We start from the raw sequence: 24,854 nt of genomic DNA on the forward strand, positions 1-24,854 counted from the left end.
ACTCTATCGGCGTGAGTAGAGAACGTCCCGCACCACCTTTGCCCGAGCCCCTGCACAGCCTCGTCGACGCCCACACGCACCTCGATGCCTGCGGGGCATCCGACGCCGCGAGTGTGGCCGAAATCCTCGATCGTGCCGAGTCCGTCGGAGTCGGCAGAGTGGTGACGGTCGCCGACGACCTGGACGCCGCTCGGTTCGCCGTCGACGCCGCAGGCTGGGACGCGAGGGTGTGGGCTGCCGTCGCAATCCACCCGACGCGGGCCAACGTGCTGACCGATGAGGTGAAGGCCGAGATCGAGCGGCTGGCGGCGAATCCGCGGGTCGTTGCCGTCGGGGAAACCGGGCTCGACTACTACTGGCCTGGCAAGCTCGACGGGTGCGCGAGCATCGACGAGCAGCAGAGCGGCTTCCGCTGGCACATCGACCTGGCCAAACGGCTCGGTAAGCCGCTGATGATCCACAACCGCGAGGCCGACGAAGACTTGCTCTCGGTGCTGAAGGAGGAGGGTGCGCCCGAGACGGTTATCTTCCACTGCTTCTCGTCGGGACCCGAGACTGCGCGAGCATGTATCGACGCTGGATACGTGCTGAGTCTGTCTGGGACTGTCAGCTTCAAGAACGCCCACGCCTTACGTGAGGCCGCTGTGCTGATCCCCGACGATCAGTTGCTGGTGGAGACCGACGCCCCATTCTTGACGCCCCATCCGTTCCGCGGTGCACCCAACGAGCCGTACTGCCTGCCGTACACCGCCCGGGCGTTGGCCGAGATCCGTGGACAGGACCCGGTCGAACTGGCTGCGCAGGTCACTGCGAATGCCGAAAGGGTCTACGCGCTTCGCGCCCGTGCGTGAGTGATGACGCCCCAGTGTCATTACGCGCTCACGAGCAGGCCCTCGCCCCGGTGAGTGCGTAGTTACGGCCGGCGGTAACTACGCACGCACGGGCGGCAAAGCTGCCAGAGTTGCAGGATGTCCACCGATTCGTTACCGTACCGTGATCCAGCCGACGGGCGTTTTGCGCTCCACGAATTCAGGAATCACTTGTGTCCAGTATTGCCAGACTCAACTCCACCAGGTCGCTCACGCTCTACCTGGTGGTAGCTGCGCTGCTGGCCACGCTGATCGTCGGGGGCGCCGTCGCCGTTGCTCGTCACAAAACCGTGACAATCGACGTCGATGGCGAAATGATCACGCTCAGCACGATGACGTCCGACGTCAACGGCGCACTGCAGGCGGCCGGATACGAACCGGGTGACAAGGATCTCGTGGCGCCGTCTGCAGACTCGTCGCTGTCGGATGGCGAAACTGTCGTCCTTCGGCGCGCTCGCGAATTGAGCGTGACGGTGGACGGCCAGCCCCAGCAGATCTGGACTACGGCGTTGACCGTCGACGAGGCGCTTCAACAGATGGACCTCGCCGAGGACGTGCACGTCAGCGCTTCCCGAGGCGAGCGGCTTCCCCTCGAAGGCACCGAACTCGACGTAGCCCTGCCCAAGCAGGTCTCGCTCGTCGACGGATCGACTGCACCCGCGCCGGTCACCTTGGCTGCCCCGACGGTTCGCGAGTTCCTCGCAGAAGCGGGCGCGCCACTCGAGCAGGCAGACACCGTGACCCCGGCGCCGGACGCAACCGTCACCGACGGCGTCGAAATCGTCGTCACTCGCGACCGCACTGAGACCAAGACCGAAACCACCGATGTCGCGCCACCCGAGCAGCGCATCGAGGATCCGACGATGAACATGAGCCGTACTGTCGTCGAGAATCCAGGTGCACCGGGTATTTCCGACATCACCTGGAACGTCAACACCGTCAACGGCGCCGAGGTCGGTCGCGAGCAGGTCGACGAGGTCGTCAAGGTGCCCGCGCAGCCCAAGGTGGTTCGGGTCGGCGCCAAGCCTGGCACCGAGGTCCCGCCGGTCGAGAACGGTGCAACCTGGGACGCCCTCGCGCAGTGTGAGGCGACCGGCAACTGGGCCATCAACACCGGCAACGGTTTCTACGGCGGTATCCAGTTCGATCAGAACACCTGGGAACGCCAGGGCGGCCTCAAGTACGCGCCGCGCGCGGACCTTGCGACGCGTGAAGAGCAGATCGCCATCGGGTCGGTCACTCAGCGCTCGCAGGGCTGGGGCGCCTGGCCTGCATGCACCTCCCGACTCGGCTACCGGTGAACATCGACCAGGTCCTTTCACCGGCTCCGATCCTGGTGCGTAGTGTTTTCACAGTGCCTGATGATGTGAGGGAACCCGCGGCGCTGCTCGGGCCCGCGGAAGTGCGATCTCTCGCCGCCGAACTCGACGTTCGACCCACCAAACAGCTCGGACAGAACTTCGTGCACGACGCCAACACCGTGCGACGGATCGTCGCCTCGGCCGGTGTCGGGGGAGCGGACACTGTTCTCGAGGTCGGCCCCGGTCTCGGTTCGCTGACGCTGGCACTTCTCGACGTCGCCGACGCGGTCATCGCCGTCGAGATCGACCCGAAGCTCGCCGATAGGCTGCCGCAAACCGTAGCCGAGCGAGCACCGTCGCACGCAGATCAACTCACCGTGGTCGAAGCCGACGCACTTCGGGTGAAGGCATCGGACATCCCCGGCGAGCCGTCGGCACTCGTCGCGAACTTGCCGTACAACGTGGCAGTACCCGTTCTGCTGCACCTGTTTTCCGAACTGCCCTCGCTGAGAACGGCTTTGGTGATGGTGCAGGCAGAGGTCGCCGATCGGCTGGCCGCCGATCCCGGCAGCAAGATCTACGGCATTCCCAGCGTCAAGGCGAACTTCTTCGGGACGGTCAAACGCGCGGGCTCGGTGGGGCGTTCGGTGTTCTGGCCGGTTCCCAAAGTGGAGTCCGGATTGGTCCGAATCGACCGCTACCCCGAGCCGCCGTGGTCGATGGACGACGCGCACCGGCGAAAGGTGTTCACCGTCGTCGACGCAGCTTTCGCGCAGCGCCGCAAGACATTGCGCGCAGCACTCGCCGGCTGGGCCGGCTCTCCCGTCGAAGCGGAACGTCGCCTCAGGGAAGCCGACATCGACCCCTCGGCGCGGGGGGAGACCATCGACGCCGCGGCGTTCGTCCGGTTGGCGGGCACAACGCCCTGAGGGTACTTTCCCGATCGCTTGAATGGTCCATTCATACGATCAGATAGCTAGCGGGCGACATTCAAGCAGGTCCGTACGGCCACGGCACGACTTCCACCGATCCCGATACGGACACCGTCTGCGGATTCAACTGAGGTATGAACGCGCCTGTCGTGATGACGATGGTGTAGTCGACCCACCCGAGTCCGGTGTCGATCAGAGCAGAGGCCGACGGGTAGCGGCCGCCCTCGTCGGAGAATGCTGTACCCGAGGCGCCGGTGGATGCGTTACGCCAATTGATCTCGGTGTGCGAGGAGTAGGTGAGCAGTCGGAACTGCTGTGAGTAGATCGGATCGGTGGTGGGTGGCGCGACGCTGATGCCCAGCTTGGCTACGTACGGTCCTTCGGCAACCGACAGCTGGGCGCTGTAGCCGTTGAAGTCGAGCGGAATCGGCGCTTCCCAGGGGTACGGGCTCGGTGTGGCGACGTTCACCAACGCTGCCGAGGCGGTACCGCCGCCGCTCAGCAGTCCGACAGACATCATCAGGGAGATGAGCAGAACACCGAACATTCGACGCAGCAGGCTGTTTCGAGTACGAGGCATCGGGTCAGCCTAAGCGCGCAACTATGTAGTCCGGGTAACGATCGGGCATCAAGACGGTGTACGACGGACGCTCGCCAGGTACCGCTCGCTGATCAGTGCGTGCTTCTGCGCCACTCGTGTGCACTCGTCGCGCAATTCGGGCGGATCGAGAACAGTGAAATCGGTGTCGAAGGCCGACAACCAGTGTGCGATGGAAGGGAGGGAGTCACCGCCCAGCACAATCGTGCACGTGCCCCCTGGGCCGGACTCCAATGTTCCCCACTGCTCGTCGACCATCGGAGCGATGGTGTCGATGGACGCGTGCAGCTGGATTCGTGCCTGCACGCGGTTGAAGGTGCTGTTGATTCCCGTGGCGACGAATGCCGCTGCTCCGCCTTCGGGGAGTTCGCGCGGGGTGAATCGTGGTCCCGTGGGAATCTTCGGTTCCATCCGGTCGACGCGGAACGATCGCCAGTCCTCCCGCATCACGTCCCATCCGAGCAGGTACCAGCGGGCGCCTGCCCGGACGAGGCTGTACGGCTCGACCTCCCGGCGTGCCTCGGTGCCGTCGTGCGTGCGGTAGTCGAACCGTAGGCGCTCGCGTCCGTGGCAGACGCCCGCGATGGTCGACAGGACGGAGGCGTCCACCGCCGAGCGCGCGGGGCGTTCGACGACGTCGACGCGCAGGGCGTCGAGCCGGTGCCGTATGCGCGACGGCATCACCTGGCGCAGCTTGGTCAGCGCGCGCAGCGACGCCTCTCCGATGCCCGCCACCGACCCACCCGCTGCAGATTGCAACCCGAAGGCGACAGCGAGGGTCTCGTCGTCGTCCAGCAACAGGGGCGGCATTTCGGCACCGGCACCCAACTGGTACCCGCCGCCCACACCCGGTGTCGCGTTGATCGGATAGCCGATCTCGCGAAGTTTGTCGACGTCGCGCCGAACGGTGCGAGGCGTCACGTTCAGACGATCCGCCAGATCCGACCCGGCCCAGTCGCGGCGCGTCTGGAGCAGGGACAGCAGTGTGAGCAGCCGTGCCGAAGTTTCCCGCATACCACCGATGATCCCAGCTATCGCGGACGAATGCTGTCCTCGAACGGGTCCTCCACTACTGTTGACTATCGTGCTCTCAGTCGTCCACAGTCCCGTCGTCGTTCGGGCGCCCTCCAAGGTCAATCTGCACCTGTCGGTCGGTGACCTCCGGGAAGACGGCTACCACGAACTGACGACGGTGTTTCAGGCTCTGTCATTGTCCGACGAAGTCTCGGTGGTTCCGTCTCAGGGTCTGCGTGTGATCGTCAAGGGCGGCGATGCCAAGTCCGTGCCGACCGACGAGCGGAACCTCGTGTGGAAGGCTGCGGTTCTTCTGGCCGACGCGGTAGGACGTGAGCCGCTGGTCGAGATCACCATCGACAAGGGTATTCCTGTTGCGGGCGGCATGGCAGGTGGCAGTTCGGATGCTGCAGCGACGCTCGTTGCGCTCGACGCGATGTGGAAGCTCGACCTATCCCGCGCCGAGTTGACCGACCTGGCAGCGCAGTTGGGCAGCGATGTTCCGTTCGTCCTGCACGGCGGTACCGCCGTGGGCACCGGTCGCGGAGAGAAGTTGCTGTCGGTGTTGTCACGCAACAGCTTTCACTGGGTACTCGCGCTGGCCAAAGGTGGTTTGCAGACCCCGGCGGTGTTTGCCGAACTCGACGAACTCAGGGCCAAGGGTTCGCCGCCCAGGCTCGGCGAGCCCGATGCGCTGATGCAGTCTCTCGCCAGCGGCGATCCGCATGCGCTGGCCCCGCTGCTCGGCAACGATCTCCAGGCTGCCGCAGTGTCGTTGCTCCCACAACTCCGTCGGACGCTGCGGGCCGGTGTGGCGGCCGGTGCCCTCGCGGGCATCGTGTCGGGTTCCGGCCCCACCTGCGCGTTCCTGTGCGCCGACGCCGACGCTGCGGTGTCCGTCGGCGCTGAATTGTCCGGTGCAGGCGTCTGCCGCACCGTGCGTGTTGCGAGCGGTCCCGTTCCCGGTGCTCGCGTGGTTACTAGTGAATCGATTGGTTTCTCCTGATGGTCAATCTCGTCAACCTCGAAAACGTCTCGAAGTCCTTCGGCGTCAAACCCCTGCTCGACGGTGTGTCCCTCGGCGTCCAGGAGGGTGAACGCATCGGCATGGTCGGCCTCAACGGCGGCGGTAAGACCACGACACTCGAAGTGCTCGCAGGTCTCGAACCACCGGACTCGGGCCGTGTGTCGCGAGTCGGCGGGCTGCGGATGGCCGTGGTGACCCAGCGCGGAGTGCTGCCACCCGGATCGACCGTCGGGCAGGTCGTTCTCGATCCGCTGGGCATGGCGGAGCACGAATGGGCCGGCGACTCGAGAGTTCGAAATATCCTGACGGGCATCGGCATCGCCGATCTCGGTCCGATCGGTAGCTCGGGCCTGGACGCTCCGATCGACAACCTGTCCGGTGGTGAGCGTCGCCGTGTTGCGTTGGCGGCGGCGCTGGTTCAGGATCTCGACCTGCTGGTTCTGGACGAGCCCACCAACCATCTGGACGTCGAAGGCGTGCAATGGCTTGCAGCGCACCTTGTTTCGCGACGAAGCGCGCTCGTCGTCGTCACCCACGATCGGTGGTTCCTCGACACCGTTGCCAATCAGACCTGGGAGGTCGTCGGCGGCGGCATCGAAACGTACGAGGGCGGATACAACGACTGGGTCTTCGCGCGCGCCGAACGCGCCCGTCAGGCGGATGCGTCCGAAGAGCGGCGTCGAAACCTTGCCCGTAAGGAACTCGCGTGGTTGCGCCGCGGCGCGCCGGCGCGAACGTCCAAGCCCAAGTACCGCATCGAGGCCGCCGAGGCCCTCATCGCGGACGTTCCCCCGCCTCGCGACTCGGTCGCGCTGTCCTCTTTTGCTCAACGTCGACTGGGCAAAGTGGTCATCGAACTAGAGGATGCTCGTCTCGAGACTCCCGACGGCCGTGAGTTGGTCAAGGACTTCACGTGGCGACTCGCGCCGGGTGAGCGAGTCGGACTCGTCGGCGTCAATGGTTCCGGCAAGACCACCATGCTCCGTACACTCGCCGGCGAACTGCAACCGGCCGCAGGTAAGCGCATCCAGGGCCAAACCGTCAAGATCGGTTGGCTCAAGCAGGAATTGGACGATCTCCCCAAGAAGCTCCGAGTCCTCGATGCCGTCAAGGAGATTGCCGAGCGGATCACACTGGGGGACAAGGAGATCTCGGCTGGACAGCTCGCGGAACGGTTGGGCTTCACGCCCGCTCGCCAGCGCACACCCGTCGGCGATCTTTCCGGTGGTGAGCGACGCCGTTTGCAGTTGACCCGTGTGCTGATGGCCGAGCCCAACGTTCTGCTGCTCGACGAGCCGACCAACGATCTCGACATCGACACCTTGCAGCAACTCGAAGACATTTTGGACGGCTGGGCAGGCACGCTCGTCGTGATCTCGCACGACAGGTACCTGATCGAGCGCATCTGCGATTCGACGTGGGCGCTCTTCGGCGACGGGAAGTTGACCAACTTGCCCGGCGGTATCGAGGACTACTTGCGGAGGCGCGCTGTGATGGCGGCCGAGGCGACACCGGATTCCCTGACTACCGGCGGCACAGCCAAGAAGGCCGTACGTGACGCGGCGTCCGAGCGTGCGGCACGGAAGGAACTCAGCAAGCTCGAAAAGCTCGTCGTCCGGCTGTCCGATCGCGAAATCGCCCTCCATGCCGAACTGCTGGAAGCGGCGACGGATTCGGGCAAGCTGCAGGACCTCGATGCCGAGCTCAAGAAGGTCGTTGCGGACAAGGACGTCGCCGAGGAGCGGTGGATGGAATTGGCGGCCGAGCTGGACTAGGCCCCATAGGGTGGTCCTCATGACGCCCACGCTGGTCACGATGGAACCCGAACGGATGCGCCGGTGGCTTGCCGCCGCCAGGGTCCAGTACGTGGCAGAGCGGATGGAGGCCGGGGAAACGAAAGCCGAGGCCGAGGCCAACGCTGCTAGTTCGTACGAGACAACGTTCCCCGGCGGAATTCCGACGCCAAGTCAGCGCATCTTCGACGTGCTCGTCGACGGAACCGTGGTTGGTTTACTCTGGATCGCCCCGCGTGACGACGCCGAACCCGCGCACTGGTGGGTTTGGGATATCGAGATCGACGAACAGTTCCGCGGCCGGGGGTTGGGTCGCGCCACCATGCTTCTTGCCGAAGAGCGCGCGCGGTCGGAGGGGGCGGCCTCGTTGGGGCTGAATGTGTTCGGCGGCAACCACGTCGCCAAGGCCCTCTACGACTCGCTCGACTACCGTGAAACGTCGATCCACATGCGCAAGAGCCTGTAGTCCGTACGGTGTAAATATGGGAACCGCAGTAGTCCGTGCCGCGCTCGGGTCGGAGTTCGAGAACTTGCATCCGAAAGTTCAGTGGCGCTTCGGTCTGTCGTCGGGCGACAACCGTTGCCAGCTGGGCGTGGGCGTGATGGAGGAGATGCGCCACTCCGCGCTCGTTCCGCCGCCAATCCTGTGGCTCGGCGCCCGGCGGGGATTGTTTCCCGGCGGCAAGGGTGTCGACGTGCCGTTCACCATCGCCAACTATGCGTACGTCGACGACATCGGCCGCGAGACACTCGCTTTCGTGCGCAGGTTCGCGTTCGTCGGCAAGCCGCAGGGGATGAACTCGATCATGGTGACGCCCGCGAAGACAACGGATCCCGAGTTTGCGATCGACTACTTGGGATTCGCTTCGGACATGGCTGTGCACACCACGTGCAGTGTCGATGCAGAAGGCGGCCTTGTACTCGAGAGTGATGCGCCTCGGGTCCTGGGTGTCAAGATCCCGCAGTTGGCCTCCGCGCTCACGTCAGCGCGTGAGTGGTGGGATGAGGACGAGCAGCGACACCGGATTCAGATCGAGGTGACCAGTCGACTGTTGGGCACGCTGTTCCACTATCACGGGTGGTTCACAGCAGAAGATCGACCGTGCGCGGTATCGGACATCCCCGAGAATGCGATTCCGTCCAAGGTCGTGGAGCGAGAATGAATCGACCCGTGTGCGCGAGAACATGCACACACGGGTGGGTGACGAACGATCAGCGGTAGCCCTTGGCGGGGTTGAGCAGATCGAGAACGATGGTCTGGCCGTTGGACCGGACGTGGATCTCCGGGTTCTGCAGTCCACCGGAGACGAGGTACTCGCCGAGGAGCTGCAGGAGTTCGTCGGGACCGACGGAGGTGTCCGGCGTGCGGATGTCCCCGGTGCGGCTGCCGAGCTCGTTCTGGGTGAGGCGTCCGGCGATGCGAACCGACGCGACACCCATGGCGGTGCGGCGATCCGGAGTGCCGCTGCGTCCGCCGCCGGTAGCGGAAGGGCTCGTGCTCGACGCATGAGTGGAACGGCCGTTGGTGGGCAGGCCGTGCTCGGAGATCTGATCGCTGGTAGTCACTTCAACCTCGTTCGAAGATTGGGAGGGCTGCTTCGGAGTGGTGCTTTCGGGGTCCTGCTTCGTTGCGGACTTCGAGTTCTTCGCGGTGGGCTCGACTGCAGATGCCGATCCGGTGACGGTGGCCGGTTCCGCGGCTGAGGACGTGGCGTTCTCCGAAGGTGCGTTGGACGTGGACGGAAACACCCCGGCAGCCAACTTCGGTGTTTGCGTGGTCAGGCGATGAGCCGGTGTCTGACCGATCTTGATTCCTGCCAGCGGATAGCTGGATCCCTGCGTCATAGCGAACCCTGTGTCTCTCTTCGATTCGTCATCGAAAAACCTACTCGAAGTCCGTTCGGACCAACGAAGAGTAACACTCCACCTGTTTATGCCGCTATTTAATGGAGATTGTCTTTTTCTGCACCTTCACCCAGACCGTGAAACCCCAGATCACGAAGGCTGCGTAGACCAGGTAGAGGAACGCGGAAGGGTAGAAGCCGGCTCGGAAGAGTAGCGGCACTCCGACTATGTCGACCGCGATCCAGATCAGCCAGAACTCAGTCACACCGCGAGCCATACCGAATGTCGCCAGCAACGATCCGGTGAAAATCCATGCGTCGGCCCACTTGCCGTAGGACCCGAGATAGTCGAACAACTGCGCAAACGCGAGGGTGCCGACGACCATCACGGCGACCATGAGCAACCGCTCGTGCGGAGTTGCCCACCGGGGAAGCACTGCCGAACTGCGGGTTCGGGAAGTCTGCAGCCACCTTGCCCACCCGTACGTGCTGACGGCGATGAACAGCAGCTGCCGTCCGGCCTGCCCGTAGAGGTCGAGGGCCTGCGGAGTGTGGAACACGCCGCCGAGAAACACCGTGAACAGCAGCGCGTTGCCCACGATTCCCACCGGCCACGCCCAGACCACTCGCCGCATTCCGCCGATCGCCGACGCCAATCCGAAGCCGTTGCCGACGATCTCTCGCCACAGAATCGGGTGGCCCGCGATGGAGATCTGCGCGTCGAGCAGTGCGGCAAGCACTATTCGCCCGCGGCGACAAGCGGCTCGAGCGTCAGTTCCGGCATTTCCTTCTCGAGGTACTGCAAGCGCCACTTGTCGCTGACGAGGGCGAGCAGCGCACCGTCGGTACGGGTGAACACCTCGACGCCGCGCTGACGGCCGAGTTCGACGGCCGATTCGGAGTCGGTCCTGCGTGCCACCGAGTACCCGAGTGGCTCCAGCCGCGCGTCGACGCCGAACTCGGTCTTCATACGGGCCGTGACCACCTCGAACTGCATCGGTCCCACCGCGGCGAGCACGGGGGAGGCGTCGCCTCGAATGTCGTTGCGCAACACCTGAACGACTCCTTCGGAGTCCAACTGCTCGACGGCCCGCCTGAACTTCTTGTACTTGTCGGCGCTGTCGACGCGCAGCGCGGCGAAGTGCTCGGGCGCGAACGACGGAATCGGCGGGTACTCGACCTTCTTGTCGGTGTAGAGCGTGTGTCCCGGCGCGAGGGCGGTCGCGTTGACCAGGCCGACTACGTCGCCGGGGTAGGCGTTCTCGACGGTGGTGCGCTCACGGCCGAACACAGTGAGCGCGTACTTCGTCGTGAAGGGCTTTCCTGTTTGGGCGTGCGTGACGACCATGCCGCGTTCGAACACCCCGGACACGACGCGCATGAACGCAAGCCGGTCGCGGTGCGCCGTGTCCATGCCGGCCTGGACTTTGAACACCACGGCGCTGAAGGGGTCGGTTACTTCACGAACCGTCCCTTTGATGTCGTCACGTGGGCCGGGTGCCGGCGCGAGCGCGACGAGAGTGTCGAGGATCTGGCGGACACCGAAGTTCAGCATCGCAGATCCGAAGATCACCGGAGAGGTCTGACCGGCGAGGAACAGTTCCTGATCGTGCCCCTGACCGCTGGAGACGAGCAGTTCGCTCTCTTCGAGCGCGGTCTCCCACTCGGAGCCCTCGCGCGCGGCAGCGGCGTCGGCGTCGAGCAGTTCTTCGGGTGCGATGGTCGCGCCGCCCGCGGTACGGGTGAAGCGGATGTAGTTGCCCTCTCGGACGTCGAGCAATCCGCGAAAGTCACCGGCGATACCGACGGGCCAGTACAGGGGAGTGGGTGTCAGGCCGATCCGCCGCTCGATCTCGTCGAGAAGTTCCAATGGCGACTGACCCGGACGGTCCCACTTGTTGATGACGGTGATGACCGGAATGCCGAACTGCCGGCACACCTGGAACAACTTGAGTGTCTGCGGTTCGAGGCCCTTCGCGGCGTCGATGAGCATGACGGCTGCGTCGACGGCCGTCAGAACGCGGTAGGTGTCCTCGGAGAAGTCTGCGTGACCGGGGGTGTCGACGAGGTTGATGACGTTGACCGTCTCGGCCGTCGGATCTACCTGGTAGTTGAACTGCAGCGCAGTGGAACTGACCGAGATTCCTCGGGCCTTCTCCATCTCCATCCAGTCGGACACCGTGGAGCGTCGACCCGCCTTGCCGTGAATGGCGCCGGCCTCGGAGATCACACGGGCGTGGAGTGCGAGTGCCTCGGTGAGCGTCGATTTGCCGGCGTCGGGATGCGAGATGACGGCGAAGGTGCGGCGGCGGGCAACCTCACTGCCGAGTTCCTTGTGAGCGTTCCGCGGTACCGACTCGGCGGGGGTAGTGCTGACGTCTACCGAATCGGGCGTGCTCAAGGGAACCTCTTCTACATCTATGGGGGCAATGTTGCCGGTACCAGGGTACTCGGACCTTTTCGGCGGTAACGGTCACCGCCGAAGTCCGGATTGAATAGCGTGGACGCGGGTCGGTCTTTCGCACAGGAGTTGAGCATTGAGCAAGTTCACCGAAGAGATGTTCGCAACGGCTCGCAGCAGTGAGCGCGGGCTCGTCACGGGGGAGCCCGACGCTGCGCTGCGCCAGTCCTGGGGCGAAATTCACCAGGTTGCGCGGAACATGGCAGGAGCGCTCGCCGATGCAGGCATAGACCGCGGTGACGCCATCGGAATTCTGGCCGGCCAGCCCGTCGACATCGCCCCTGCGTGTCAGGCGACGTGGATGCGCGGTGGGTCGGTGACGATGCTGCATCAGCCGACGCCGCGAACCGATCTTGCGGTGTGGGGTGAGGACACCGAGACGGTCGTGCACATGATCGAGGCGAAGGCCGTCATTCTCGGTGCGCCCTTCGATGTTGCCGCTCCGATTCTCGAAGAGCGCGGAATCACCGTGCTGAAGGTCGACGACATGCGCGCGGGCCGCGACATCGACCCCGTGGAGACCTCGGAGTCCGACATCGCTTTGCAGCAACTGACTTCCGGGTCGACCGGCTCACCCAAGGCTGTGCGGATCACCCACGAGAACTTCTACGTCAACGCGTACGCGATGATCGACCGGATCAAGTTCGACGTCGACTCCGACGTGATGATCAGTTGGTTGCCGCTCTTCCACGACATGGGGATGGTCGGGTTCCTGACGGTTCCGATGCAGGTCGGTGCCGAGGTCGTCTCCATCACGCCGCTCGACTTCCTGCGTTCACCCCTGCTGTGGGCCAAGCTGATTCACAAGTACCGCGGAACCGTCACGGCAGCACCGAATTTCGCGTACTCGCTGCTCGCTCGCCGACTGTCCCAGGCCGACGACGACCTGGATCTCGACCTGAGTTCACTGCGGTACGCATGGAACGGCGCCGAACCCGTCGACCCCGACACGATGACGACGTTGGCCGAGGCAGGCAGGCCGTACAAGCTCGATCCACTCGCGCTCGCCCCCGTGTACGGAATGGCGGAAACGACGCTTGCCGTGTCCATTCCCGACCCGGATCAGGGCCAGGTTCTCGACGTCGTCGACGCGGATCTGCTCGAAGCCATGGGCCGCGCCGTACCGGCGACCAAGGGCAACGTTCGACGGTTGGCGACGCTGGGCAAGATGGTGCCCAATCTCGAAGGGCGGGTCGTGGACAAGGAAGGTCAGGTCCTCACCGCCCGTGGTGTGGGGATCATCGAGGTGCGCGGGAAGGCCGTGACGCCGGGCTACATCACCGTCGACGGCCCCGTCGAGACTCAGGACTCCGAGGGTTGGCTCGACACCGGCGACGTCGGATACTTCACCGAGGACGGTCTCGTCGTCGTCTGCGGCCGGATCAAGGACGTCATCATCATGGGCGGCCGCAACATCTATCCGACGGACATCGAACGTGCGGCGGGATCGGTGACGGGTGTGCGCCCCGGCAACGCCGTCGCTATCCGACTCGACGCGGGCGACAAACGGGAAAGCTTCGCAGTGGCAGTGGAAACCAACGACTTCCAGAACCCCGACGAGGTCAAGCGTATCGAGCACGAGGTGGTACACGCAGTGCACTCGGAGGTAGGTGTTCGTCCTCGCACCGTCGCAGTCCTCGGGCCGGGGTCGATCCCCAAGACGTCGTCGGGCAAATTGCGTCGGGCGAATTCGGCGTCGCTGTTGGGCTGAGGGGCAGGTCAGCCCCCGTGAGGGCGTAGTTACGTTCGGCGGTAATTCATCGCGCACGGGCGGGGTCAGTGAACCTGATTCTGCGCAGCCTCCAGACCCACGCGCAGGACCAGTTCGGCTGCGTCCGCTGCTTCCTCGACGATGACGCCCAGGTCTTTGCGCTCAGCGGCCGAGAAGGGCTTCAGAACATACGACGCTGGATCCATCCGGCCGGGAGGACGCCCGATCCCGACGCGCATGCGCAGGTAGTCCTTGGTGCTCAGATGCTGTGTGGTGGAGCGCAATCCGTTGTGTCCGCCTTCGCCGCCGCCGAGTTTGAGCCGGATGGTTCCGAAGTCGAGGTCCAACTCGTCGTGTACGACGACCACGCACCCGGGCTCCACCGAGAAGAACCGTGCGAGCGCAGCAATGGGTTGACCCGACAGGTTCATGAACGTACGAGGCTTCGCGACGATCACAGAGCGCTCGGCCAAGCGTGCCTGCACTATGTCGGAGTTCGACTTCTTGTGCGAGGAGAACTTCGCGCCGATTCGGCCGGCAAGGGCGTCGGCGACCATGAATCCGACATTGTGGCGCGTCGTCTCGTACTGAGGTCCCGGGTTGCCGAGGCCGACGATCAGAGCTGGCCCGGTTGTCGAATCTGGCGTTGCGTTCACGAGCTGGATTCTTCCATTCGGGGGCGAAACGAAGAACGCGCCGCCCCTGTGAGAGGGAGCGACGCGTTCTCGTGTGGAAAGGGGGAGATCAGCTCTCGTCGGAGCTTTCCTCGGACGCCTCTTCCTGAGTCTCGGCTTCGCCGGTCTCGGAGATGTCCTCGGTGCCTTCGCCGTCTGCTTCGAGGTCTTCCTCGGACGGAGCCTCGACGACGTTGACGAGGAGCAGCTCGGGATCGGAGATCAGGGTGACGCCCTCGGGAAGAGCCAGGCCGGATGCGGTGATCTGGGTGCCGATCTCGGCGCCTTCGATGTCGACGGTGATGTTCTCGGGGATCGACAGTGCGTCGGCCTCGATCTCGACAGCGGTCGAGTCGGTGGTGACGAGGGTGCCGGGTGCCGCGTCGCCTTCGACGATGACGTTGACCTCGACGGTGACGCGCTCGCCCTTCTTCAGGACGAGGAGGTCGGCGTGCTCGATGCTGCGCTTGATCGGGTGGACGACGACCGACTTGGTCAGTGCGACCTGCTCTGCGCCGTCGATGTCCAGCGTCAGGACAGCGTTGGTGCCATTGTTACGCAGGACGGCAGCGAATGCGCGAGCGTCCAGTGCGAGGTGCTGGGGGTCGCTGCCGTGTCCGTACAGAACGGCAGGGACCTGGCCGTCACGACGGGTGCGGCGTGCAGCGCCCTTGCCGAATTCGGTGCGGACGAGTGCCTTGAGGTTGTTTACTTCGTTAGCCATTGAGAATGAGCTCCTGGATCTGTGGTGGACACGGCTCGTCGGGGCGGACACGTACGAGCAAGGCCAGGGGCCGAGCCGCGTCGATCACGGTAAATCCTGTGCAGATCTACCCTCGCCGAGACAACCCGCAAGACTTTACACCACCAGGGTCCGAGCGATCGACCGAGCCATGTCGATCGCGTCGGCGCGGTCTCCGGCGGTGCTCATGATCACGGCTCCCTCGTGGATCAGGGACAGTTTCGTCCCGAGTTCGTCAGCATCCCCATCGTCGGCATCCCCGAGACCCGCTTCCGCGACCAGCCTGACGAACAGAGCTCGAGTCCACTCCTTCTCGGAGCGGATGATCTCCAGCGCAGGATGGTCGGTCCCGCCGAATTCGGCGTAGGCGTTGACGAAACCGCAGCCGCGGTCGTTTGCGCGCATCCAGGCTTCCAGTGCGTCGTAGACGCCGAAGATCCGTCCGCGACCCGCTGGGTAACCCTCGAGATGCGCGAGGACGAAGGCGCACCACCGCTCGTACCGACGTTCCAGGTAGCAGACGACCAGGCCGTCCTTCGATCCGAAGCGGTCGTACAAGGTCTTCTTGGTCGTTCCTGCTTCCTCGGCGATGAGGTCGACGCCGACTGCTCGGATGCCGCGCTCGTAGAACAGTGCGCTCGCCACGGTCAGTAGACGTTCGCCGGCGGGTGTCAGTGTTTTCATGTGTCTCCGATCACAGGTCTACTGCGAGTATACAGACCTGTATGGTTACGTCTTCGTCATGAAGCGCACCGACACCGTCGCAGCCGTAGCTCTCGTCGTCCTGTGGAGCTCGGGATTCATCGGCGCCGAACTGGGAACCGCGCAAGCGCCTGCGCACACGTTGCTGGCCTGGCGATATCTCGCCGCGTCGATGATCTTGATCGCCTGGTGCTGGTACCGCGGCTTGCGTCCGACAATTGCCGGGATCAAGCGACAGGCGGTGCTCGGATTCTTCTGTCAGTTCCTGTACCTCGGGCTTCTCATCACCGGAGTCGGACTGGGGGTCTCGCCGGGAACAGCGGCATTGATCGCGGCGATGCAGCCCCTCGTCGTCGCCGCGTTGGCCAGTCGCTTCCTGGGCGAGAAGTTCGACGCAGGGAAGAGGGTTGCTCTCGCCGTCGGCTTCGCGGGCGTCGTGATCGTGGTGTCGGGGGACATGGGCGGAGGGTCTGCCTCGTGGGCTGCCTATCTGCTGCCGCTCGCAGGCATGGTGGCACTGTCCTCGGGCACTGTCCTCGAACGGAAGCTGCGCACGACGGAGCCGATCGCGCTCGCGTTGTGCATCCAGAGCGTCGTGTCGGCAATTCTGTTCACGGGCTGGTCTCTGATCGCAGGGGACGTCCGGCCGCCGATGACGACGGCGTTCTGGACCGCGGTCGCGTGGGTGATCGGGCTTTCAACGTTCGGCGCGTACGGGACCTACATGTTCGTGCTGCGGCGCAGCGGGGCCACGCGCGTCAGCGCGCTTCTGTATCTGACACCCGCAACGACGATGGTGTGGGCGTTGTTGAAGTTCGGCGAGCCCGTCACCTGGCTGGCCGTGCTCGGTCTTGCCGTCACCCTGGCCGCCGTATGCGAATGGAAATACATATCTCGCTATGTATTTTCGCTCACAGGGCGCGGAGCGCGGCGACCATCAGATCCAGCTGCTCGAACGTCACGAAGTAGTGCGGAGACGCCCGGATCACCGAGTCGAGCCCACGCCGGTTCATATCCTTCAGTGTCGAACGGCGATGACTGACGGTGACGGTGATGTCCTTCTCGGCCAAGGCGTCGCGCACGTCGGTGGGGAGCATGCCGTCGACGGTGAAGGACACGATGCCGCTTTTGCGCGCACCCAGATCGTGCACGGTCACCCCGTCGACGCCGCGTAACGCAGTCCGCAGATACTCGGACCTCTCGCGCACGGCGTCTTCGACGGCGTCGATTCCGATATCCAGGAGATAGTCGACGGCTGTGCCGAGCGCAAGACGGGCAGCGACGTCGCATTCCCAGAACTCGAACCGCGTCACGTCGGCCGCGAGTTGGAACTCCTTCTCGCCGACCCACTGTGCACTGTGCAGATCGAGCGCGGGTGGCTCGAGCGTCGCGGCCAACTCCGGGCGCAGGTACAGAAAACCGGTTCCCCGTGGTCCGCGCAACCACTTCCTGCCCGTTGCGCTCAGGGCGTCGACACCGAGTTCGCTCACATCGACACGTATCTGTCCGATCGATTGGCACGCGTCGAGCAGTACCAAGGCGCCGTATCGGTGCGCGAGTTCCGCCACTTCTCGTGCCGGGTTGATCAGCCCACCGTTGGTGGGGGCGTGGACAAGTGAGACAATTCGGACGCGGTCGTCGAGCATCTCGTCGAGCGCGTGCAGGTCGATCTGCCCCGAGGGGTCGCTCGGTACGAATTCCACGACGGCTCCGACGGCAGCGGCTCGTTGCAACGCCGCGATTGCGTTGGACGCATATTCGACCTCGGACAGCAGGATGCGGTCGCCTGCGGCCAACGGGAGGGAATAGAAGAAGTCGCTCCACGATCGAGTTGCGCTGTCGCTCAAAGCAATGTCCGACGCCTGTGCCCCGACCAATCTCGCGATCGAGCTCTTGACGGCAGCGAGATCGGCCATCCGCTCGTTCGCAGCGCGGTATCCACCGACGACCGATTCCCGACGCAAATGCGCGACGGCGGTGTCGACGACGGGATCCGGTGGGAGCGAGGATCCCGCGCTGTCGAGGAACACAGTCGCGGTTGCGGCTGGGGTATCGCGGCGGACTCGGTCGAGGTCGAACATGTCGGCGCCTTCCTTGGAAGAAATTTGTCGGTGCGCTGTGTTGGACTACTGGTTACTGTCGATAGCAAGGCTGTCATAGGCAGACCGTTTCGGCGCGAACCAGCCCGGGTACGCGTGGCCGAGACCTGAGGAGGCAACTGTGTCGTCCAACGAGAAGTCCTTGGAGCTGAGCTCACGCCCAGCCGCCGAGGCATTTGTGTCGAAGGTGTGTTTCAAGCTCGGGCCGCCGCAACTCATCGGAGCCGAGTTGGAATGGCTGACGCACACCGAGAACGGTGACAGGCCTTCACTCGACAGCGTTGCCGTCGCGCTCGGTGAGTACGCCCCGAAAAGCATCGCCCCCAGCTCACCCGCCCTGTCGCTACCGGGCGGAAGTGCCGTCACGATCGAACCGGGCGGCCAAATCGAAATATCCAGTGCCCCCTTCGCCTCGGTGCCGGAACTCCAGCGAGCAGTCGACGCGGACGCCCGAGCCCTGACGCAGTTGATGGCCGCGGCCCGCATCGGACTGCTGTCCGCTCCGGCCGACCGCGAGCGGGACCCGCAACGGCTGCTGGTCTTGCCGCGTTATTGCGCAATGGAAAACCGCTTCACCGCCATCGGGCCGTTCGGCAAGTTGATGATGTGCAACACCGCGTCCGACCAGGTCAGCGTCGATGCCGGCCGAGACCGAGCCGAGGTGGCCAGGCGGTGGGACATGCTCCACGCCGTCGGCCCGGCGTTCGTGGCAGCCTTCGCCTGCTCGCCGACGCTGCGCGGAGCACCTGAGGGCGCATGGGCGTCACAGCGCATGCGGACCTGGCTCGAATTGGACGGCAGCCGAACGGAAGTCCCGAACACGGGCGATCCGATCTCCGACTACGCGCGGTGGGCCCTCGACGTGCCGCTGCTGTGTATTCGCCGTGATGGTGACAACTGGGAGGCTCCACCAGGAACGACGTTCGCGGACTGGCTCGACGACGACGCCGTCGTCGGCCGCCCCGCCACGACAGCAGATCTCGAGTATCACCTGACCACGTTGTTCCCCCATGTACGGGCGTGCGGGCATCTCGAGATTCGTTATCTCGACGCTCAACCCGATGGACAGTGGGTCGTACCCACAGCGGCGTTCGACGCGTTGCTCGCCGACCCGCTGACCACCGCACAGGCGTCGGCAATCGCGCAGAGCACGAGCGGCCGATGGATCGACGCCGCACGTGACGGTCTGGCCGACAGCGACTTTCGGTCCACCGCCGAAGAGTTGCTGCATCTCGCCGCGTCCACGTCGCTCGACCACGCGGACGAATTGGCGCAGGCCGCAGACCGATGTCGCAGAGCAGAACCACCCACAGCCGCGGTCGAGTCGACCGAGAAGGAGCCGGCGTGACCAGCACCGAAGAACTCAGAAAAAAGGTCGAATCCGTTCTCACCCGCAGTCGAGCCCGAAGTGCGGTCCTCACTGAGAGCGTCGACGACACCGATCTCACCGCACAGCACTCACCGTTGATGAGCCCGCTCGTCTGGGACCTCGCGCACATCGGCAACCAGGAAGAATTCTGGCTGGTTCGGGACGTCGGTGGCCGCGAACCCGTGCGTCAAGACATCGACGAGCTGTACGACGCCTTCAAGCACTCTCGGTCGAGCAGGCGGTCCTTGCCGCTGCTGACCCCCGACGAGGCGCGCGACTACGTGTCGACCGTGCGCGACAAGGTCTGGGACATCCTCAGCTCGAGTCCGCTCGACGGTCGTAGGCTCGAACGCGACGGTTTCGCATTCGGAATGGTTGCGCAGCATGAGCAGCAGCACGACGAGACGATGCTCGCCACCCACCAATTACGTACCGGCCCTGCGGTTCTTCATGCGCCGCGACCGCCTGGGCCCAGCGTGGCCGCCGAGGGTGAGGCCGTCATCGAGGGCGGTGAGTTCTCGATGGGAACCACGCTCGACCCGTGGGCTCTCGACAACGAACGCCCTGCCCACCCGGCGTACGTTCCGACCTTCGCCATCGACATCGCACCCGTCACCAACGGTCAGTACCAGCAGTTCATCGACGCCGACGGTTACGACCGCCCGGAGTTCTGGAGTGAACGCGGCTGGGCACACCGCACCGCCGAAGGTCTTCGGGCGCCACAGTTCTGGGATCGCGACGTCGACGGGAGCTGGTGGCGTCGGGCTTTCGGGGTTACCGAACCGATCAGACCGAACCAGCCCGTCGTGCACGTCTGTTTCTTCGAAGCCGAGGCCTACGCGAAGTGGGCGGGCAAACGCCTTCCCACTGAGGCGGAATGGGAGAAGGCCGCGCGATTCGATCCGTCCACGGGCACTGTTCGCAAGTACCCGTGGGGCGATTCCGAGCCCACCGAAAGGCACGCCAATCTCGGTCAGCGTCACCTCGAGCCCGCCGACGTCGGTGCCTACCCGGCAGGCGCGTCGCCGCAGGGGGTTCAGCAGTTGATCGGTGATGTCTGGGAGTGGACGTCCTCGGATTTCGGGCCGTACCCGGGGTTCGAGGCGTTTCCGTATGCCGAGTACTCCGAGGTCTTTCTGCGTGGTGACTACCAGGTATTGCGCGGCGGCTCGTTCGGAACCGACGAGGTTGCGTGCCGCGGCACGTTCCGCAACTGGGATCACCCCATTCGTCGGCAGATCTTCGCCGGCTTCAGATGTGCCCGAGACGTGGCAGATGTGTAGGCATCTCGGCTATCTCGGCCCGTCGCGCAGTGTCGGTGACGTGCTTACCAGAGGTGCCAACTCTCTGCGCGTGCAATCGTGGGCGCCGAAGGAGATGCGCGGCGGGGGCACCATCAACGCCGACGGATTCGGTGCGGCGTGGTGGGATGGCGGTAGTGCGGTGAGCTACCGCAACTCGATGCCGATCTGGTCGGATCCTGCAGTCGACGAGGTGCTGACGGGCGCCCGGTCGACGGCTGTCGTGGCTGCCGTTCGCTCGGCGACGGTAGGCATGCCGGTCGAACGCAGTGCGTGTGCGCCGTTCACCGATGGCACCTGGGCCTTCAGTCACAACGGCGTCGTGTTCGGATGGCCGGACGCTCTCGTCGATGTAGCTTCCGAGGTTCCGACCAAGAACCTGCTGGCGTTACAAGCGCCGACTGATTCCGCGGCCTTGTGGGTGGTGTTGCAGCATCTACTCACTGAGCACGAACCGGAAAAGGCTCTGCGCATGCTCGTCGCTCGTGTCGAAGAATCGTCGCCCGGCCCGCGTCTGAACCTCCTGCTCGGCGACGGCACGACGCTGTACGCGACAACGCTGTATCACTCGCTTTCCGTTCTGAAGACGGACGATTCGGTACTCGTTGCGTCCGAACCGCTCGATGACGATCCCGCATGGGTTGCGGTATCGGACCGAAAATTCGTAGTCGCGAGCCCCGGGCACGTCGACATCACCGACCTCGATTAAGGGAGACACACGTGTCCGACATCGCATTGGACGTTCACATTTCGCCGGAGAAGTTGCTGGAGGATTTACGGTCGGATGTCCGGCAAGGATTGACGGCGACGCCGAAGTGGCTCTCGCCCAAATGGTTCTACGACGCGACGGGTAGTGAACTGTTCGAGCAGATCACCGAACTGCCCGAGTACTACCCGACGAGAACCGAGCGGGCGCTCATCGAGGCCCACGCGCTCGACATCGCCGAACGTACCGACGCGGCCATCCTCGTCGAACTAGGCTCGGGCTCTTCGGAAAAAACACGTTTGCTGCTGGAAGCCGGAACCAAATACGGGTCGCTGCACAAGTACGTGCCGCAGGACGTGTCGCCGTCGGCCCTCGAAGGGGCGATCGCACAGATCTCGCACGAGTTCCCATCACTCGAAGTGCAAGGAATTGTCAGCGATTTCACCGACACGCTCCAGAATTTACCCGCCGACGGCAGTCGCACCATCGCCTTCCTCGGCGGGACTCTCGGAAACCTGATTCCCGACGAGCGTGCCGTGTTCCTCGCCGACGTCGCGGAAGCTTTGGTCGAGGGTGAGTTTCTGCTGCTGGGTGTCGGATTGGTCGTCGACGAAAGCGTCGTGGTCCCCGCCTACGACGATGCGGCGGGTGTCACGGCGAAGTTCAACGCGAACGTGCTCTCTGTGCTCAACGGAAGGCTCGGTGCCGATTTCGACGCTCAGAAGTTCGAGCACGTTGCGCTGTGGAACGCCGAGGAGGAGTGGATCGAGATGCGCCTGCGCGCCACCATTCCGCAGCAGGTCCATATCGCCGATCTCGATCTCGATGTGTCGTTCGACGAGGGCGAAGAACTCCGTACCGAGATCTCGGCGAAGTTCCGACGTGACGGCATCGCCCGCGAACTCGCCGACGCAGGCTTTCGCGTCGACGAGTTCTGGACCGATCCGGAGGAGAGATTCGCGCTGATTCTTGCTCGCCGATAGGTACAACCCGTGCGTGCGTAATTACGTTCTGCCGTAACTACGCACGCACGGGCGATCAAGTCGCACTCAGCGCAACTACCGGGGAGATGGCGTTGGCCCGGCGTGAGGGGACCAGCGACGCGATGAGGGCAAGGAGTGCGGCGCACAGAACGGTGCCGACGATGATTGCCCACGGCAGAGTCGGAGGCTGAAACCCCGACTGCGCAATCGAACCCAGCAACGACTGTGCGGCGGCCCAGCCGTAGACGATGCCGAGTAGCAGCCCGAATCCCATCGATGCGATCACCATCTGAGCGCTTTCGGACACGATCATTCCCCGAATCTGTTTGCGAGTGAAGCCCAATGCACGCAACAACCCGAGTTCGCGTGTGCGTTGGATGATGCTCAGCGAGAGGTTGTTGACCATGCCGACTGCCGCGATGACACCGGAGAAGCCGATCAGCCCCGTCATGATTCCAACCGTCACCGTCAAGACCTGATCGAGAGACTCTTCGCTGAACTCGTTCTGCAGCATGGCTCGGTAGCTGTACATCGCGACCGCGAACGTCACGACGAGTGTCACGCCGATGAGCAGGCCGAGAGCGGTTCGTGTGCTGCGCTCGGGGTATCTGGTCGAGTTCGCGGCAGCCAGTCGGGCCGAAGGACCGGAACCGAACGCTCGACCGACGACGCGGAGAGTCCACGGCACGATCCGGTGTGCTCCCACCATGATTCCGGTGAACGACACCGCACCGCCGACGAACGCCACGAGAACGCCCGCGGGAGTCACGGATCCGACGATCACCCCGAGCCCGAGAAGCGCCGTGCCCGAGGAGATCAGCACCACGGCCATCGTAGTTCTCCGTTGACGAACACTGTCGGGGGCTTGTATCGCGGCGCCGGCGCCCTGGATCGGCGTCACCTCGAGTACCCTGCGCGCACCGATGTGCGACGCCGCCCACGTGGTCCCGACGACGATCACGACAGGCAGCGCGACCAGCGGTTGAACCGTCGTATAAGCGACCTCGGGGAGCTTGCCTGCCGATACTGCGAGTGCGCGCGCGAGATGGCTCAGTGCTATGCCGACCACGAGTCCCACCGCAGCGCCGAACAATCCGACCGTGAGGCCCTCGCGGGCCACGGACTTTCGCAGCTCACGTCCCGAGGCCCCCAGAAGTCGCAGCAGCGCAATTGTTTTCGTTCGCCCCGCGACGATGGTTCCGAAGGTGTTAGCGGTGACGACCGAGGCGACGTACAACGCGAGCAGGATGAACACCATCGCGACGCAGTACAGCGCAACGGCAACAGCACCTTGGCCGTCGTCGCCGAAGATGTCGAGCAGGAAGGCCGTCGCCTGGATCAGCACCACTCCGAAGAACGACGCCAATGCCGTCACCAGGATGCTCGCACCGTGTTCACTGCGCCGAGATGCGGTGAGGGCGCTCATGCGACCTGCTCCATGGCGAGCATGTAACCGGAGATCTGTTCCGGGGTCGACCGGCGTCGTTCGTCGACGATGTGGCCGTCGGCCAGGAAGACGATGCGGTCCGCATAGCTGGCAGCCACTGGATCGTGGGTGACCATGACGATCGACTGGCCGTACTCTCGAACGGCTGCAGCGAGAAGTGCGAGAACTTCGCGGCCCGTTCTGGAATCGAGGTTTCCGGTGGGTTCGTCGGCGAAGATCAGGTGCGGCCGCGAACCGAGTGCCCGGGCGATCGCAACCCTCTGCTGCTGCCCGCCCGACAGCTGGTGCGGGAGGTGGTTCACGCGTCCGCCGAGGCCGAGCGTGGAAATCAACTGTTCCACCCACGCAGACTCCAGATCCGTCGGCGGGCGCCCGTCCAGTTCGAACGGGAGCAGAATATTGGACCGAACATCGAGCGTCGGAACAAGATTGAACGCCTGGAAGATGAATCCGATCTGCCGTCGCCGAAGTTCGGTCAAGGCGTCGTCACCCAGGGCCGTGATGTCGGTGTCGGCGAGCGTGACCTGGCCCGAGGTGACCGAATCCAGACCGGCCATGACGTGCATGAGGGTGGATTTGCCGGAACCGGACGGGCCCATGATCGCGGTGAACTCGCCGCGGCGCACGTCCAGCGAGACGTCGTCGAGAGCGTGAACGATGTTCGAGGTATCGCCGTAGCTCTTGCGTACCCGGTGCACACGGGCAACTGGGGGAGGTGTGTTGGTCATGTCTGTAGACGCTATGAGCGTTAGGCCGCAGAAGAATCAGGCTGGAGTCTCGTCCGTGTACACCTCGAGGATGACTTCTCGTGAGTGGAAAGTCCGGGTCTGGGCGGACTTTCCACTCACAGGCGAGGCCTTACCCGACGGCCGTTCCCTCCAATTCGACGAGTTGGCCCGCAATTGCGAGTCTCGTCACCCCGAGCATGGTGGTGGTGGGTGCAACTTCGGCGGCGCCCAGCCGTGATGCCAGCACGCCGTAGTGGGGAAACAACGCGTCGACGTCGGTGGTGTAGACGTTCAGCCTGACAAGATTCGCCAGCGACATACCCGCCGCGGCGAGAACGGCTTCGAGGTTGTCGATACTGCGCGCGAGCTGAGCGGAGATGTCGTCGCCGTGCACGGGCGAGCCGGCGTCGCTCGTCGAGGTCTGACCGGAGATGTACAGGGTTCGGGTGTGCCCGGACACCACCTCGCCTTGATTGAAGCCCAGTTCCTGAGACCAGGTCACGGGGTTCACTGCTGTTCGTTCGATAGCCATGGTGCTCCGCTTTCGTCGTGT

General features: G+C 64.4%; 24 protein-coding genes and 1 pseudogene. 13 read left to right on the top strand and 12 right to left on the bottom strand.

Features of this window, described 5'->3' with window-relative positions; all coding sequences use genetic code 11:
- The first annotated feature begins 11 nt into the window (after positions 1-11).
- From D8W71_RS10950 to rsmA, 3 genes are all read left to right on the top strand, one after another.
- Positions 12-851, top strand: coding sequence for a TatD family hydrolase (locus tag D8W71_RS10950; protein WP_121113400.1), 840 nt, complete (start codon positions 12-14; stop codon positions 849-851).
- Positions 852-1,042: 191 nt separating this feature from the next.
- Complete coding sequence (locus D8W71_RS10955; RefSeq protein WP_121113402.1) at positions 1,043-2,170, top strand: resuscitation-promoting factor; 1,128 nt, start codon at positions 1,043-1,045, stop codon at positions 2,168-2,170.
- A 53-nt stretch (positions 2,171-2,223) separates the two neighbouring features.
- Positions 2,224-3,099: a 16S rRNA (adenine(1518)-N(6)/adenine(1519)-N(6))-dimethyltransferase RsmA gene (rsmA, locus tag D8W71_RS10960; RefSeq protein ID WP_121118987.1), complete on the top strand. Its 876-nt coding sequence runs from the start codon at positions 2,224-2,226 to the stop codon at positions 3,097-3,099.
- Positions 3,100-3,160: 61 nt separating this feature from the next.
- Here rsmA and D8W71_RS10965 read toward each other — a convergent pair whose 3' ends face one another.
- Complete coding sequence (locus D8W71_RS10965) at positions 3,161-3,682, bottom strand: hypothetical protein (RefSeq protein WP_153275361.1); 522 nt, start codon at positions 3,680-3,682, stop codon at positions 3,161-3,163.
- A gap of 48 nt (positions 3,683-3,730) precedes the next feature.
- Positions 3,731-4,714 carry a helix-turn-helix transcriptional regulator gene (locus D8W71_RS10970; protein ID WP_121113406.1) on the bottom strand — a complete coding sequence of 328 codons (984 nt, stop codon included), beginning with the start codon at positions 4,712-4,714 and terminating at the stop codon, positions 3,731-3,733.
- A gap of 70 nt (positions 4,715-4,784) precedes the next feature.
- Here D8W71_RS10970 and D8W71_RS10975 point away from each other — a divergent pair, with 70 nt between their 5' ends.
- The 4 genes from D8W71_RS10975 to D8W71_RS10990 are packed head-to-tail and all read left to right on the top strand — an operon-like array spanning position 4,785 to position 8,697.
- Complete coding sequence (locus tag D8W71_RS10975) at positions 4,785-5,720, top strand: 4-(cytidine 5'-diphospho)-2-C-methyl-D-erythritol kinase (protein WP_201265319.1); 936 nt, start codon at positions 4,785-4,787, stop codon at positions 5,718-5,720.
- Positions 5,720-7,516: an ABC-F family ATP-binding cassette domain-containing protein gene (locus D8W71_RS10980; RefSeq protein ID WP_121113410.1), complete on the top strand. Its 1,797-nt coding sequence runs from the start codon at positions 5,720-5,722 to the stop codon at positions 7,514-7,516. The genes D8W71_RS10975 and D8W71_RS10980 overlap by 1 nt, the downstream gene beginning before the upstream one ends.
- Before the next feature lie 19 nt (positions 7,517-7,535).
- Positions 7,536-8,000, top strand: a complete 465-nt coding sequence (locus tag D8W71_RS10985; RefSeq protein ID WP_121113412.1) for a GNAT family N-acetyltransferase — start codon at positions 7,536-7,538, stop codon at positions 7,998-8,000.
- Positions 8,001-8,016: 16 nt separating this feature from the next.
- Positions 8,017-8,697 (top strand): DUF4166 domain-containing protein, encoded by a 681-nt coding sequence (locus D8W71_RS10990; RefSeq protein ID WP_121113414.1) that lies wholly within the window; start codon positions 8,017-8,019, stop codon positions 8,695-8,697.
- A gap of 49 nt (positions 8,698-8,746) precedes the next feature.
- Here the strand turns inward: D8W71_RS10990 and D8W71_RS10995 are convergent, their stop codons facing one another.
- The 3 genes from D8W71_RS10995 to D8W71_RS11005 form a co-directional block, all read right to left on the bottom strand.
- Entirely contained in the window at positions 8,747-9,379 is a 633-nt protein-coding gene (locus D8W71_RS10995; RefSeq protein WP_121113416.1) for a hypothetical protein, read from the bottom strand.
- Between the two features lie 94 nt (positions 9,380-9,473).
- A complete protein-coding gene (pnuC, locus tag D8W71_RS11000; protein ID WP_121113418.1) occupies positions 9,474-10,118 on the bottom strand; it encodes a nicotinamide riboside transporter PnuC in 645 nt (214 codons plus the stop codon).
- The gene (locus tag D8W71_RS11005) at positions 10,118-11,779 is read right to left on the bottom strand and encodes a peptide chain release factor 3 (protein WP_121113420.1); all 1,662 of its coding nucleotides are present in this window, start codon (positions 11,777-11,779) and stop codon (positions 10,118-10,120) included. Before D8W71_RS11005 ends, pnuC begins: the two co-directional genes overlap by 1 nt.
- 136 nt (positions 11,780-11,915) lie before the next feature.
- On the opposite strand from D8W71_RS11005, the gene D8W71_RS11010 reads away from it, so the two are divergent.
- A complete protein-coding gene (locus tag D8W71_RS11010; RefSeq protein WP_121113422.1) occupies positions 11,916-13,550 on the top strand; it encodes a fatty acyl-AMP ligase in 1,635 nt (544 codons plus the stop codon).
- Positions 13,551-13,615: 65 nt separating this feature from the next.
- Here D8W71_RS11010 and pth read toward each other — a convergent pair whose 3' ends face one another.
- From pth to D8W71_RS11025, 3 genes are all read right to left on the bottom strand, one after another.
- Positions 13,616-14,206, bottom strand: coding sequence for an aminoacyl-tRNA hydrolase (gene pth, locus D8W71_RS11015; protein WP_121113424.1), 591 nt, complete (start codon positions 14,204-14,206; stop codon positions 13,616-13,618).
- Between the two features lie 88 nt (positions 14,207-14,294).
- Entirely contained in the window at positions 14,295-14,948 is a 654-nt protein-coding gene (locus tag D8W71_RS11020; protein WP_121113426.1) for a 50S ribosomal protein L25/general stress protein Ctc, read from the bottom strand.
- Between the two features lie 135 nt (positions 14,949-15,083).
- Complete coding sequence (locus D8W71_RS11025; RefSeq protein ID WP_121113428.1) at positions 15,084-15,650, bottom strand: TetR/AcrR family transcriptional regulator; 567 nt, start codon at positions 15,648-15,650, stop codon at positions 15,084-15,086.
- Between the two features lie 58 nt (positions 15,651-15,708).
- Here D8W71_RS11025 and D8W71_RS11030 point away from each other — a divergent pair.
- Positions 15,709-16,530, top strand: a pseudogene (locus D8W71_RS11030) (DMT family transporter); the annotation flags it as partial.
- Between the two features lie 49 nt (positions 16,531-16,579).
- Here the strand turns inward: D8W71_RS11030 and D8W71_RS27955 are convergent.
- Complete coding sequence (locus D8W71_RS27955; RefSeq protein WP_121113432.1) at positions 16,580-17,749, bottom strand: aminotransferase class V-fold PLP-dependent enzyme; 1,170 nt, start codon at positions 17,747-17,749, stop codon at positions 16,580-16,582.
- Positions 17,750-17,888: 139 nt separating this feature from the next.
- Here D8W71_RS27955 and egtA point away from each other — a divergent pair, with 139 nt between their 5' ends.
- From egtA to egtD, 4 genes are read left to right on the top strand one after another with little or no spacing between them, the layout of a single operon-like run.
- Positions 17,889-19,115: an ergothioneine biosynthesis glutamate--cysteine ligase EgtA gene (egtA, locus tag D8W71_RS11040; protein ID WP_121113434.1), complete on the top strand. Its 1,227-nt coding sequence runs from the start codon at positions 17,889-17,891 to the stop codon at positions 19,113-19,115.
- Entirely contained in the window at positions 19,055-20,419 is a 1,365-nt protein-coding gene (egtB, locus tag D8W71_RS11045) for an ergothioneine biosynthesis protein EgtB (RefSeq protein WP_121113436.1), read from the top strand. The genes egtA and egtB overlap by 61 nt, the downstream gene beginning before the upstream one ends.
- A complete protein-coding gene (gene egtC / locus D8W71_RS11050) occupies positions 20,412-21,146 on the top strand; it encodes an ergothioneine biosynthesis protein EgtC (RefSeq protein ID WP_121118989.1) in 735 nt (244 codons plus the stop codon). The genes egtB and egtC overlap by 8 nt, the downstream gene beginning before the upstream one ends.
- Positions 21,147-21,157: 11 nt before the next feature.
- The gene (egtD, locus tag D8W71_RS11055) at positions 21,158-22,126 is read left to right on the top strand and encodes an L-histidine N(alpha)-methyltransferase (protein ID WP_121113438.1); all 969 of its coding nucleotides are present in this window, start codon (positions 21,158-21,160) and stop codon (positions 22,124-22,126) included.
- A 55-nt stretch (positions 22,127-22,181) separates the two neighbouring features.
- On the opposite strand, the gene D8W71_RS11060 is transcribed toward egtD, so the two are convergent.
- From D8W71_RS11060 to D8W71_RS11070, 3 genes are all read right to left on the bottom strand, one after another.
- Positions 22,182-23,552 (bottom strand): ABC transporter permease, encoded by a 1,371-nt coding sequence (locus D8W71_RS11060; RefSeq protein WP_121113440.1) that lies wholly within the window; start codon positions 23,550-23,552, stop codon positions 22,182-22,184.
- The gene (locus D8W71_RS11065; RefSeq protein WP_121113442.1) at positions 23,549-24,301 is read right to left on the bottom strand and encodes an ABC transporter ATP-binding protein; all 753 of its coding nucleotides are present in this window, start codon (positions 24,299-24,301) and stop codon (positions 23,549-23,551) included. Before D8W71_RS11065 ends, D8W71_RS11060 begins: the two co-directional genes overlap by 4 nt.
- A 130-nt stretch (positions 24,302-24,431) precedes the next feature.
- Positions 24,432-24,827, bottom strand: a complete 396-nt coding sequence (locus tag D8W71_RS11070) for a RidA family protein (protein WP_121118991.1) — start codon at positions 24,825-24,827, stop codon at positions 24,432-24,434.
- Positions 24,828-24,854: the final 27 nt, after the last annotated feature.

The organism is Rhodococcus sp. P1Y, assembly GCF_003641205.1.
GTDB lineage: Bacteria > Actinomycetota > Actinomycetes > Mycobacteriales > Mycobacteriaceae > Rhodococcoides.

Coding starts and splice junctions, on each gene's coding strand:
- D8W71_RS10965 (WP_153275361.1), bottom strand. CDS start 3,682: ATGCCTCGTACTCGAAACAGCCTGCTGCGTCGAATGTTCGGTGTTCTG.
- D8W71_RS10970 (WP_121113406.1), bottom strand. CDS start 4,714: ATGCGGGAAACTTCGGCACGGCTGCTCACACTGCTGTCCCTGCTCCAG.
- D8W71_RS10980 (WP_121113410.1), top strand. CDS start 5,720: ATGGTCAATCTCGTCAACCTCGAAAACGTCTCGAAGTCCTTCGGCGTC.
- D8W71_RS10985 (WP_121113412.1), top strand. CDS start 7,536: ATGACGCCCACGCTGGTCACGATGGAACCCGAACGGATGCGCCGGTGG.
- D8W71_RS10990 (WP_121113414.1), top strand. CDS start 8,017: ATGGGAACCGCAGTAGTCCGTGCCGCGCTCGGGTCGGAGTTCGAGAAC.
- D8W71_RS10995 (WP_121113416.1), bottom strand. CDS start 9,379: ATGACGCAGGGATCCAGCTATCCGCTGGCAGGAATCAAGATCGGTCAG.
- D8W71_RS11020 (WP_121113426.1), bottom strand. CDS start 14,948: ATGGCTAACGAAGTAAACAACCTCAAGGCACTCGTCCGCACCGAATTC.
- D8W71_RS11025 (WP_121113428.1), bottom strand. CDS start 15,650: ATGAAAACACTGACACCCGCCGGCGAACGTCTACTGACCGTGGCGAGC.
- D8W71_RS27955 (WP_121113432.1), bottom strand. CDS start 17,749: ATGTTCGACCTCGACCGAGTCCGCCGCGATACCCCAGCCGCAACCGCG.
- egtB (WP_121113436.1), top strand. CDS start 19,055: ATGTCGCAGAGCAGAACCACCCACAGCCGCGGTCGAGTCGACCGAGAA.
- egtC (WP_121118989.1), top strand. CDS start 20,412: ATGTGTAGGCATCTCGGCTATCTCGGCCCGTCGCGCAGTGTCGGTGAC.
- D8W71_RS11060 (WP_121113440.1), bottom strand. CDS start 23,552: ATGAGCGCCCTCACCGCATCTCGGCGCAGTGAACACGGTGCGAGCATC.
- D8W71_RS11065 (WP_121113442.1), bottom strand. CDS start 24,301: ATGACCAACACACCTCCCCCAGTTGCCCGTGTGCACCGGGTACGCAAG.